Annotated in this window: 7 protein-coding genes, 2 rRNA genes and 1 pseudogene; 2 read left to right on the top strand and 8 right to left on the bottom strand. The window is 67.9% G+C overall.

The window, feature by feature from the left end:
• The first annotated feature begins 108 nt into the window (after window positions 1–108).
• Complete coding sequence (locus tag ACMTAK_RS37750) at window positions 109–456, top strand: sterol-binding protein (RefSeq protein ID WP_413810309.1); 348 nt, start codon at window positions 109–111, stop codon at window positions 454–456.
• A 117-nt stretch (window positions 457–573) separates the two neighbouring features.
• Here the strand turns inward: ACMTAK_RS37750 and ACMTAK_RS37745 are convergent, their stop codons facing one another.
• The 4 genes from ACMTAK_RS37745 to ACMTAK_RS37730 all read right to left on the bottom strand — a co-directional run bounded on the left by ACMTAK_RS37745 (window position 574) and on the right by ACMTAK_RS37730 (window position 4793).
• A complete protein-coding gene (locus ACMTAK_RS37745; protein WP_413813115.1) occupies window positions 574–1467 on the bottom strand; it encodes an ABC transporter ATP-binding protein in 894 nt (297 codons plus the stop codon).
• Between the two features lie 70 nt (window positions 1468–1537).
• Window positions 1538–2602 carry a FecCD family ABC transporter permease gene (locus ACMTAK_RS37740; RefSeq protein WP_413810308.1) on the bottom strand — a complete coding sequence of 355 codons (1065 nt, stop codon included), beginning with the start codon at window positions 2600–2602 and terminating at the stop codon, window positions 1538–1540.
• Window positions 2599–3648 carry a FecCD family ABC transporter permease gene (locus ACMTAK_RS37735; protein ID WP_413810307.1) on the bottom strand — a complete coding sequence of 350 codons (1050 nt, stop codon included), beginning with the start codon at window positions 3646–3648 and terminating at the stop codon, window positions 2599–2601. Before ACMTAK_RS37735 ends, ACMTAK_RS37740 begins: the two co-directional genes overlap by 4 nt.
• A 107-nt stretch (window positions 3649–3755) precedes the next feature.
• Complete coding sequence (locus ACMTAK_RS37730; RefSeq protein ID WP_413810306.1) at window positions 3756–4793, bottom strand: HAD hydrolase-like protein; 1038 nt, start codon at window positions 4791–4793, stop codon at window positions 3756–3758.
• A gap of 76 nt (window positions 4794–4869) precedes the next feature.
• On the opposite strand from ACMTAK_RS37730, the gene ACMTAK_RS37725 reads away from it, so the two are divergent.
• Window positions 4870–6231 (top strand): DUF1015 domain-containing protein, encoded by a 1362-nt coding sequence (locus ACMTAK_RS37725; protein WP_413810305.1) that lies wholly within the window; start codon window positions 4870–4872, stop codon window positions 6229–6231.
• 69 nt (window positions 6232–6300) lie between these two features.
• On the opposite strand, the gene ACMTAK_RS37720 is transcribed toward ACMTAK_RS37725, so the two are convergent.
• The 4 genes and pseudogenes from ACMTAK_RS37720 to ACMTAK_RS37705 form a co-directional block, all read right to left on the bottom strand.
• On the bottom strand, window positions 6301–7170 hold the full coding sequence (locus ACMTAK_RS37720; protein WP_413810304.1) for a tetratricopeptide repeat protein: 870 nt from the start codon (window positions 7168–7170) through the stop codon (window positions 6301–6303).
• A 105-nt stretch (window positions 7171–7275) separates the two neighbouring features.
• Window positions 7276–8295, bottom strand: a pseudogene (locus ACMTAK_RS37715) (hypothetical protein); the annotation flags it as partial.
• A 182-nt stretch (window positions 8296–8477) separates the two neighbouring features.
• Window positions 8478–8594, bottom strand: a 5S ribosomal RNA gene (gene rrf, locus ACMTAK_RS37710).
• A 110-nt stretch (window positions 8595–8704) separates the two neighbouring features.
• A 23S ribosomal RNA gene (locus tag ACMTAK_RS37705) occupies window positions 8705–11824 on the bottom strand.
• Window positions 11825–12030: the final 206 nt, after the last annotated feature.

The raw sequence follows: 12030 nt of genomic DNA, 5'->3' as shown, positions 1-12030 counted from the left end.
CGGGCCGCGGACCGGGCCACCCGGCCGGCATCGGCTCACTCATGGCCCCGACGCTACCGCGAATCCCTCGTTCTCCGACGTACGAGACCTGGGGTAACGTCGACCGCGATGGCGACCTTGGAACAGTGCCGCAGCGCACTCGACAAACTGGCGGAGAACCTCGCGACCGCGAACGGGGACCTCCGCAGCGCTGCCGCGCTCGATCGCTCGGTCAGCTGCTGGATCACCGATCTGGACACCACTTTCATCGGCCGTCTCGTGGACAGCCGGATCGAGGATGTGACGACCGCGCCAGGCCCCCCGGCCGAGCGTGCGCAGATCCGGCTGGCGATGACCGGCGACGACCTGGTGGCCCTGGTCGACGGCGAGCTGCACTTCGCACGGGCGTGGGGCGCCGGACGGATCAAGCTCGAGGCCGGGCTGCGCGACCTGCTGCGGCTGCGGAAGCTGATCTAGGCAAGCGCCCACCCCGTATCCGGCAAGCGCCCACCCCGTACCCGGCAAGCGCCATCCATCAGCCCTGCCCCACCCCGAGCCCCTGCTCCGGCCCGCACCCCCGCCCCGCGCCGGCCGTCAGGACTCGTTCACCGCGGCGGTCGCCAGAGGCGCCTCCACCCGTGCCGTACGGGACCCGCGGGCGGCCGGGATGACCAGCGGCGTCCCCGTCTCCGGGTCGTCGATCACCTGGCAGCGCAGCCCGAAGACCCGCTCCACCAGCTCCGCGGTGACCACGTCCCCCGGCGCCCCCTCCGCGACGACCTCCCCGCCCCGCATCGCGATCAGATGGGTGGCGTAGCGGGCGGCGTGGTTCAGGTCGTGGAGCACGGCGACGAGGGTGCGGCCCTGCTCCTCGTGGAGCTGGGCGCACAGGTCCAGCACATCGATCTGGTGCTGGATGTCCAGATAGGTCGTGGGCTCGTCGAGGAGCAGCAGCGGGGTCTGCTGGGCGATGGCCATCGCGATCCACACCCGCTGGCGCTGACCGCCGGACAATTCATCGACATAGCGATCCGCGAGCTCGGCCACCCCGGTCGCCGCCATCGATTCGTCGACGATCCGCTCGTCCGTCTCCGACCACTGCCGCAGCAGCCCCTGGTGCGGATAGCGGCCGCGGGCAACCAGGTCGGCGACGGTGATCCCGTCCGGGGCGATCGAGGACTGGGGCAGCAGCCCGAGGGTGCGGGCGACCTTCTTGGCGGGCAGCGAACCGATCGACTGCCCGTCCAGCAGCACCGATCCGGCCGCCGGCTTGAGCATCCGGGACAGGGCGCGCAACAGGGTCGACTTCCCGCAGGCGTTGGGGCCGACGATGACCGTGAAGGAGTGGTCGGGGATGGTCACGGACAGCTCCTCGGCGACCGTACGCCGGTCGTAGGCGAGGGTCAGCCCCTCCGCCATGAGCCGCTGCCGCTGGTCTTGGGTGCCACTGGTGCGGGAAGCCACGGTCTGCCGGGTGTCCTTGTCCATGTCGTCTTCCGTCCGGGTCGTGTCCACAGTCGTCATCTCCGCCCCAGCCGCCATATCCGCCCCACAGTCGTCATATCCGCCCCGCCCTGCGCTCGGTCACCAGCAGCCACAGCAGATAGGCGCCGCCCAGCATCCCGGTGAGCACCCCCACCGGCAGCTGATCGGCCCCGAAGGCGCGCTGGGAGGCCCAGTCGGCGGTGACCAGCAACGCGGCGCCCATCCAGGCCGCGGGGAGCAGGTTCGGACCGGGCGAGCGGGTGAGCCTGCGGGCCAGCTGCGGGGCGACGAGCGATACGAAGGCGACGGGCCCGGCGGCGGCAGTGGCGGACGCGACCAGCAGCACGGCCGCGCCCATCAGCACCATCCGGGTCCGCTCCACCGGCACCCCGAGGGCGTAGGCGCTGTCGTCGCCCATCTCCAGCATCCGCAGGTTCCGCGCCTGCCCGAGGACCACGGGCACGAGTACCGCGCAGACGGCCAGCAGCGGCCAGACCTGGTCCCAGTCGCGGCCGTTCAGCGAGCCGGTCAGCCACATCACCGCACGGGCCGCGTCCTCCTGGTGGGCCTGGGTGAGCAGATAGCCGTTGACGGCGGTGAACGTCGCGGAGGTGCCGATGCCCACGAGGACCAGCCGATAGCCGTGGACGCCCTGTCGCCAGGCCAGCGCGTAGACGGCCAGTCCGGTCAGCACTCCGCCGAGGACGGCCCCGGTGGCGACCACGTTCGAATCGCCCTTGATCAGCACGATGGCCGTGAGCGCCCCGGCCGCCGCCCCCTGGCCGAGGCCGATCACATCCGGACTGCCCAGCGGATTGCGGGAGATGGACTGGAAGATCGCCCCGCCCAGCCCCAAGGCCGCGCCGACCAGCAGCCCCACCAGCACCCGCGGCAGCCGCAGTTCGTTGACGATGAAGTCCTGCGCCACGGTGCCGTTGCCGAGCAGCGTGCGCACCACATCGGCGGGGGCGATGGGGAAGTCGCCGGTGCCGATCAGCACGACGCCCATCACCAGTGCCACGGCGATCAGCAGCAGCCCCACGACCGCGCCGCGGACGTCCAGGCGCAGCGAGAGACCGGCGGTGCGCAGCGTGACCCCGCGCGTCCCGGACTTAGCGGTGCGCTTGTTCGCGTTCACAGTTGGGCCATCCTTCGGCGACGTACGAGGTAGATGAAGAGGGGCCCGCCGAGAAAGGTGGTGACGACGCCGACCTGAAGCTCCGCGGGCCGGGTGACCAACCGCCCGATCACATCGGCGCCCAGCAGCAGAACGGGCGAGAGCACCGCGGCGTACGGCAGGATCCAGCGCATATCGGGACCGGTGAGCGCGCGGACCAGATGCGGCACGATCAGCCCGACGAACGCGATCGGCCCGCAGGCGGCGGTCGCGGCCCCGCACAGCAGGGTGACCGCGATCATCGAGAGCGCCCGGGTGCGGTTGAGGTTGCTGCCGAGCGCGCGGGCGGTGTCGTCGCCGAGCGCCACCGCGTTCAGCGAACGGCCCAGCAGAACCGCCAGCACGACGCCGACCAGGAGGAACGGGCTCACCTGCCGGACCACCGTCATATTGGCGGAGGCCAGTGAACCCACCGTCCAGAAGCGCATCTTGTCGAGCGCCGCGGTGTCCAGCAGCTCCACGGCGTTGACGTATCCGTAGAGCGCCGCGTACACCGCCATCCCGGCGAGCGCGAGCCGCACCGGAGTGGCGCTCCGGCTACCGCCGAGCGCGTAGACCAGCACGGACACGACGGCGGTGCCGAGGAACGCGAACCACACATAGCCGGTGAGGGAGGTGACGCCGAGGAAGCTGATGGCCGAGACGACGGCGGCGGACGCGCCCGCGTTCAGCCCCAGCAGCCCGGGGTCGGCGAGCGGGTTGCGGGTGAGGGCCTGGATGACCGCGCCCGCGAGGCCGAGGCCGACGCCGACGAGCAGCCCGAGGATGGTGCGCGGCAGCCGTACGTCCCGGACCACCACATCGGTGTCATTGCCGGTGTAGTGGAACAGCCCGTGCCACACCTGGTCCAGCGGAATCGGTTTGGCGCCGATCGCGATGGACGCCGCGGCGATCGTCAGCAGCACGCCCAGGGAGACGACCAGTCCGGTCGCGCGGCGCGCGGTGCGCCGCCGGGGCGGCGCGCTCGCTGTCTCGGTCCCGGCTTTCGCCGGACTGACCAGGGTCACGCGGAACTCCACCTCACAGCACGGCCGATCAGGACTCAGGTTAAGTTAGGTTACCCTAAGTCCCGCTGGCCGCATCCATGCGGGCTTCCCGGAGCGCGAGTTCGCCCTCACAGCCCCAGCCGGGCCAGAGCCTTCCCCCCGTCCGCGCCGCTCACACCGTCCCCCGCCTCGGACCACGCCGCCGCGCACAGCGCCCGCAGCCCGTCCAGCGGCTCCTCGCCCCCGCCCTCCAGCACCAGCGCGCCGTTCTCGACCCGCGCGGCCCAGCCCCCGCACCGGAAGCCGCCCGACTCCCCATCGTGCGCCACCTCCGGCTGCGGGGTGAGCAGCCCCCGCAGGTCGCGGTCCACATACGACGGCCGGTGTCCGGGCTCGGCGGCCAGCAGCTGTGCGGGGGTGGTCACGCCGGTCAGCACCAGCAGCGAATCCACCCCGCCCGCGTACGCGCCCTCGATATCGGTGTCCAGCCGGTCCCCGACCACCAGCGGCCGCCGGGCGCCGGTCCGCAGGATCGTCTCCCGGTGCATCGGCGGCAGCGGCTTCCCGGCGGCCTGCGGGGACGTGCCCGCCACGATGCGTACGACCTCCACCGCCGCGCCGTTGCCCGGGGCGATGCCCCGTCCGCTGGGAATCGTCAGGTCCAGGTTGGAGGCGAACCACGGCACCCCGCGCGCCACCGCGTACCCCGCCTCCATCAGCCTCGCCCAGGGCATGTCCGGCCCGCCGTACCCCTGCGCCACCGCCGCCGGGTCGTCATCCGCCGAGTCCACCGGCGTCAGCCCGCGCTCGCGCAGCGCCACCCGCAGCCCCTCCCCACCGATCACCAGCACCCGCGCCCCCTTCGGCAGCTGCTCGGAGATCAGCCGGGCGACCGCCTGCGCGGAGGTGATCACGTCGTCGGGGGTGGCGGGCATCCCGAGCCGGGTCAGATGCTCGGCCACCGCCTCCGGCGTCCGCAGCGCGTTGTTGGTCACATACGCCAGCCGCATCCCCCCGTCCCGCGCGGTGACCAGCGACTCCACGGCATGGTCAATGGCCTCGCCGCCCGCGTACACCACCCCGTCGAGGTCCAGCAGAGCCGTGTCGTACGCCTCGTTCAGCGACTGCCGGCTCGACTCGGGCCGGGTGCGGACGGGCTGGTTCATGGGGGCCACTCCTCGCAGATCTGTGCGCTTCTCCCCCGATCATCGCGTATCGCCGCGCGGGGCATAACATGCACTGATGAGCATTCCAGGGCCTGGCGGACAAGGTCTGCAGCTCACCCCCTTCCGGGGGCTGCGCTATGTCGCGGAGCGGGTCGGCAGTCTCGCCGCCGTCACCTCACCGCCCTACGACGTGGTGGTCAGGCCCGAGGGTCTGCGCGAGCTTGAGACGGCGGACCCGTACAACATCGTCCGGCTGATCCTGCCGCAGGCCGGAACCCCGGAGGCCCGCCACCGCCAGGCCGCCGAGACGCTGCGCCGCTGGCAGGCGGACGGAGTGCTCGCCCCGGACCCCGAACCCGCGCTCTACGTCTACGAGCAGCGCGACGGCCCGACCCTCCAGCGCGGGCTGATCGGCGCGCTGCGGCTGAGCCCCCGCGAGGAGGGCATCGTCCTCCCCCATGAGGAGGTCATGCCGCATATCGTCGAGGACCGAGCCGATCTGATGCGCGCCACCGCCGCCCATCTGGAGCCGCTGCTGCTCGCCTACCGCGGCAACGGGAACGGGACTTCGGCAAACGGGACATCGGGAAACGGAACCTCAGGGAACGGAGCCGCCGGGCCCGGCACCGGCGGGGCGGCACAGGTCATCGAACGCACCATCCTGCGCGAGCCGCTGCTCTCCACGACCACCGAGGACGGCGTCGACCACCATCTGTGGCGGGTCACCAACCCCGCCGACCTCGTGGAGGTCTCCACCGACCTCCGCCACCACCAGGCCCTCATCGCCGATGGCCACCACCGCTGGGCCACCTATCTGCGGCTGCGCGAGGAGCGACGGGAGCCCGGCCCCTGGGACTTCGGGCTCGTCCTGCTCGTCGACACCACCCGCTATCCGCTCCGGGTCCGGGCCATCCACCGGCTGCTCCGCCGGCTGTCCCCGGACGAGGCGCTTCCGGCGGTACGGAGCGCCTTCCGGGTGCGGACGATCGACGGCCCGCTGCCACGCGCCTTGGAGACGCTCGCCGAGGCCGCCGAAGCGGCGCGCGCCGAGCCCGGCGCCCCGAACGCCTTCCTGCTGGCCGGCGACGGCCGCTTCCACCTCCTGGACCGGCCGGATCCGGAGCTGCTGGCCCGTACGGTCCCCGACGGACGCCCGGAGGCATGGCGGACCCTGGACGCGACGGTGCTCCACCACACCCTGCTGGACCATCTGTGGAACGTCTCTGACACACCCGAGTACATCGGCTACCTCCACGATCCGACGGCGGCCGTCGAGCAGGCGGAGCGGCTGGGCGGGACGGCGGTGCTGATGCATCCGGTGCGCGAGGACGTCGTGCACGAACTGGCGCGGCAGGGCATCGCGATGCCCCACAAGTCGACGTCCTTCGGGCCGAAGCCCGCGACGGGGCTGGTGCTGCGGAGCCTGACGCTGGGGTGAGCCCTTCGGTGACGGGCACGCGAGCGGACATGCGAAGGGGGCGGGATCCCGCCCCCTCATGTCATGGCATCAGCGGTCGTCGCCGTCCTCGTCGGACCCGGCGGCCCGGCCCTCGGACGCGCCCTCTGCCACCGGCTCGATGTCGTCGGCGTCGTCGGCCTCGACCATGTCCTCATCGGACGGGACCTCGTCGGCCTCCGACTCCTCGACCTCCGATTCCTCGACCCTCGACTCCTCGGCCTCCGACTCCTCGACCCTCGACTCCTCGACGGGCTGGCGAGCATCGCCATCCGCCGCCTCCTCGGGGTCGAGGGCGTCCACGAACTCGACCCCGTCCAGCTCGGCGAGCCGGTCCGAAGCGTCCGTGCTCCCGCTCTGATCCGCCTCGAGCGCCTTGGCGAACCACTCGCGGGCCTCTTCCTCACGGCCGACCGCCAGCAGCGCGTCGGCGTACGCGTAACGCAGCCGGGCGGTCCAGGGCTGGGTGGCGTTCGAGGCCAGCTCCGGGCTCTGCAAGGTGACCACGGCGGCGTCGGCCTGGCCCATGTCACGCCGGGCGCCGGCGGCCACCATCCGCATCTCGACCTGACCAGCCCGGTCCAGCTTCTGCACCTCCGGCTCACCGGCCATGGCCAGCGCCCGCTCGGGACGGCCCATACCGCGCTCGCAGTCGGCCATCACCGGCCACAGCTCGGAGTTGCCGGTCATCCGGCGCGCGGCGCGGAACTCCGCGAGCGCCTCGGCGTACTTCCCGACGGCGTACGAGGCGAAGCCCGCGGCCTCGCGCACAGCGGCCACCCGGGAGGCGAGCCGCAGGGCGACGCGCGAGTACTGGTACGCCCGCTCGGGCTCGTCGTCCAGCAGCTTGGCCACCATGACGAGGTTCCTCGCGACGTCCTCGGCAAGGGTCTTCGGCAGGCTCATCAGCTCCTGCCGCACGCCCTTGTCGATCTCCTCGCCGGTGACGTCCTCAGGGATCGGCAGCCGCTTGATCGGCTCGCGGTCGCGGTCCCTGCCGCGCTCCTCGCGACGCCCGTAGCCGCCGCGGTCGTCACGGCGATTGAACCCACCGCCGCCGGAGCGCCGGTCGTCGCCACCCCGGCCCTGACCGTACGGACGACGCGGCCCGCGGTCGTCCCGACCGCCACGGAAGCCACCGTCCCGGTCATCACGGCGAGGCCCACGCGGCCGCTCGTCACGACGATCGTCCCTGCGGTCATCACGACGGTCGTCCCGGCGCTCAAAACGCCCGGCGGGGCGGCCACCCCGGTCATCGTCACGACGGTACGAGGGCCGCTCATCCCGGCGGTCGTCGCGCCGGTAGCCACCACGGTCATCGTCACGACGGTGCGCCGGTCGCTCATCCCGACGCTCATAGCCGCCGCCCCGGCCGCCACGGTCGTCATCACGGCGGTATGAAGGCCGCTCGTCCCGGCGGAACCCGCCACGGTCGTCATCGCGACGGTACGAGGGCCGCTCATCCCGACGCTCATAGCCGCCGCCCCGGCCGCCACGGTCACGATCGCGGTCATCGCGGCGGAACCCACCACGGTCGTCACGGCGCCCGTCGCGGCGCTCATCCCGGCGGTCGTCGCGCCGGTAGCCACCGCGGTCATCGTCCCGGCGGAAGCCCGGCCGATCGTCACGGTCCCGGCGGAAGCCGCCCTGGCGGGAGCCACTATCGCGGTCATCACGGCGAGGCCCACGCGGCCGCTCGTCACGACGATCGTCCCTGCGGTCATCACGACGGTCGTCCCGGCGCTCAAAACGCCCGGCGGGGCGGCCACCCCGGTCATCGCGGCGACCATAGCCGCCGGGGCGACCTCCGCGCTCATCGTCCCGACGCGGACCACGCGACCGGTCGTCCCGGCGATCATCCCGTCGCTCGTCCCGCCGGTCATCGCGGCGGAAGCCACCACGGTCGTCATCGCGGCGGAACCCGCCACGGTCATCATCGCGACGCGGCCCGCGCGGCCGCTCATCGCGGCGGTCGTCACGCCGGAAACCACCACGACCGCCGTCGCGGCGCGGCCCGGAGCCGCGGGCCTCCCGCCGGTCGCCGGCTTCCCGGCCCCGCGGCTCGCGGCCCGACCGGTCGTCGGGAGAGTTGGTGGACATCGGCGTGACTCCTGTCTTCGTGTACTTCAGCCATTCTCCCGCACCGGTCATGCCGATGGGGGCCCAGCAAAAACAAAAGGACCCTTGGTCCCAGCATGCACGCTGGGACCAAGGGTCCTTCAAAGATTGTTCGGCGGCGTCCTACTCTCCCACAGGGTCCCCCCTGCAGTACCATCGGCGCTGAAAGGCTTAGCTTCCGGGTTCGGAATGTAACCGGGCGTTTCCCTAACGCAATGACCACCGAAACCCTATCGGGTTCTAGCGAACAAGCACACTCTTCAATTAAGTAAAGTGGAACTGATTCACCGGTGCGACTGTTCGCAACCCGGGAACCACACAGTGGACGCGAGCATCTGAGGACAAGCCCTCGGCCTATTAGTACCAGTCAACTCCACCGGTCACCCGGCTTCCATATCTGGCCTATCAACCCAGTCGTCTACTGGGAGCCTTAACCCATCAAGTGGGTGGGAGCCCTCATCTCGAAGCAGGCTTCCCGCTTAGATGCTTTCAGCGGTTATCCCTCCCGAACGTAGCCAACCAGCCATGCCCTTGGCAGAACAACTGGCACACCAGAGGTTCGTCCGTCCCGGTCCTCTCGTACTAGGGACAGCCCTTCTCAAGACTCCTACGCGCACAGCGGATAGGGACCGAACTGTCTCACGACGTTCTAAACCCAGCTCGCGTACCGCTTTAATGGGCGAACAGCCCAACCCTTGGGACCGACTCCAGCCCCAGGATGCGACGAGCCGACATCGAGGTGCCAAACCATCCCGTCGATATGGACTCTTGGGGAAGATCAGCCTGTTATCCCCGGGGTACCTTTTATCCGTTGAGCGACGGCGCTTCCACAAGCCACCGCCGGATCACTAGTCCCGACTTTCGTCCCTGCTCGACCCGTCGGTCTCACAGTCAAGCTCCCTTGTGCACTTACACTCAACACCTGATTGCCAACCAGGCTGAGGGAACCTTTGGGCGCCTCCGTTACCCTTTAGGAGGCAACCGCCCCAGTTAAACTACCCACCAGACACTGTCCCTGATCCGGATCACGGACCCAGGTTAGACATCCAGCACGACCAGAGTGGTATTTCAACAACGACTCCACACTAACTGGCGTCAATGCTTCACAGTCTCCCACCTATCCTACACAAGCCGAACCGAACACCAATATCAAGCTATAGTAAAGGTCCCGGGGTCTTTCCGTCCTGCTGCGCGAAACGAGCATCTTTACTCGTAATGCAATTTCACCGGGCCTATGGTTGAGACAGTCGAGAAGTCGTTACGCCATTCGTGCAGGTCGGAACTTACCCGACAAGGAATTTCGCTACCTTAGGATGGTTATAGTTACCACCGCCGTTTACTGGCGCTTAAGTTCTCAGCTTCGCGGAGCCAAAACCCCACTAACCGGTCCCCTTAACGTTCCAGCACCGGGCAGGCGTCAGTCCGTATACATCGCCTTACGGCTTCGCACGGACCTGTGTTTTTAGTAAACAGTCGCTTCTCGCTGGTCTCTGCGGCCACCACCAGCTCAAGGAGCAAAGTCCCATCACCAGCAATGGCCCCCCTTCTCCCGAAGTTACGGGGGCATTTTGCCGAGTTCCTTAACCATAGTTCACCCGAACGCCTCGGTATTCTCTACCTGACCACCTGAGTCGGTTTAGGGTACGGGCCGCCATGAAACTCGCTAGAGGCTTTTCTCGACAGCATAGGATCATCCACTTCACCACAATCGGCTCGGCATCAGGTCTCAGACACATGCAAGGCGGATTTACCTACCTTGCGTCCTACACCCTTACCCCGGGACAACCACCGCCCGGGCTGGACTACCTTCCTGCGTCACCCCATCACTCACCTACTACAAGTCTGGTTCGTCGGCTCCACCACTCCCCTTCACCCGAAGGATCCAGGACGGCTTCACGGACTTAGCATCGCCTGATTCAGCGTTGACGCTTCAAAGCGGGTACCGGAATATCAACCGGTTGTCCATCGACTACGCCTGTCGGCCTCGCCTTAGGTCCCGACTTACCCTGGGCAGATCAGCTTGACCCAGGAACCCTTAGTCAATCGGCGCACACGTTTCCCACGTGTGTATCGCTACTCATGCCTGCATTCTCACTCGTGAACCATCCACAACTCGCTTACACGGCTGCTTCACCCGGCACACGACGCTCCCCTACCCATCACAGCGGCCGTTGGACCACATGCTGCAATGACACGACTTCGGCGGTACGCTTGAGCCCCGCTACATTGTCGGCGCGGAATCACTTGACCAGTGAGCTATTACGCACTCTTTCAAGGATGGCTGCTTCTAAGCCAACCTCCTGGTTGTCTCTGCGACTCCACATCCTTTCCCACTTAGCGTACGCTTAGGGGCCTTAGTCGATGCTCTGGGCTGTTTCCCTCTCGACCATGGAGCTTATCCCCCACAGTCTCACTGCCGCGCTCTCACTTACCGGCATTCGGAGTTTGGCTAAGGTCAGTAACCCGGTAGGGCCCATCGCCTATCCAGTGCTCTACCTCCGGCAAGAAACACACGACGCTGCACCTAAATGCATTTCGGGGAGAACCAGCTATCACGGAGTTTGATTGGCCTTTCACCCCTAACCACAGGTCATCCCCCAGGTTTTCAACCCTGGTGGGTTCGGTCCTCCACGAAGTCTTACCTCCGCTTCAACCTGCCCATGGCTAGATCACTCCGCTTCGGGTCTTGAGCGCGCTACTAAACCGCCCTATTCGGACTCGCTTTCGCTACGGCTTCCCCACACGGGTTAACCTCGCAACACACCGCAAACTCGCAGGCTCATTCTTCAAAAGGCACGCAGTCACGACCGTGCTCCAAAGAACACGGCGACGCTCCCACGGCTTGTAGGCACACGGTTTCAGGTACTATTTCACTCCGCTCCCGCGGTACTTTTCACCATTCCCTCACGGTACTATCCGCTATCGGTCACCAGGGAATATTTAGGCTTAGCGGGTGGTCCCGCCAGATTCACACGGGATTTCTCGGGCCCCGTGCTACTTGGGTATCGCACAAGCAAGTTGCTGACATTTCAGCTACGGGGGTCTTACCCTCTACGCCGGGCCTTTCGCATGCCCTTCGCCTACATCAACAATTTCTGACTCACCCAGCCGCCGGCAGACGACTGAAGTACGAACCCACAACCCCGTACGCGCAACCCCTGCCGGGTATCACACACATACGGTTTAGCCTCATCCAGTTTCGCTCGCCACTACTCCCGGAATCACGGTTGTTTTCTCTTCCTGCGGGTACTGAGATGTTTCACTTCCCCGCGTTCCCTCCACATACCCTATGTGTTCAGGTATGGGTGACAGCCCATGACGACTGCCGGGTTTCCCCATTCGGACACCCCCGGATCAAAGCTCGGTTGACAGCTCCCCGGGGCCTATCGCGGCCTCCCACGTCCTTCATCGGTTCCTGGTGCCAAGGCATCCACCGTGCGCCCTTAAAAACTTGGCCACAGATGCTCGCGTCCACTGTGCAGTTCTCAAGCAACGACCAGTCGTCCACCACCTACATGGACTCCGGCCTGTCGAGGGATTCATTCCCTCAGACACCCAACAGCGTGCCCGACATCGCCTGTCCGCTTACCCTGTGTTCCACGCCGAAGCAGTACTAACAGAAGAAACATCCAAAACAATGCCGAATAGTCAACGTTCCACCCA

The sequence above is a fragment of the Streptomyces lacaronensis genome (genome assembly GCF_047337785.1).
Classification (GTDB): domain Bacteria; phylum Actinomycetota; class Actinomycetes; order Streptomycetales; family Streptomycetaceae; genus Streptomyces; species Streptomyces lycopersici.
The sequence above is the reverse complement of the archived record's forward strand: the minus strand, read 5'-3'. Positions and strand labels throughout refer to the sequence as shown.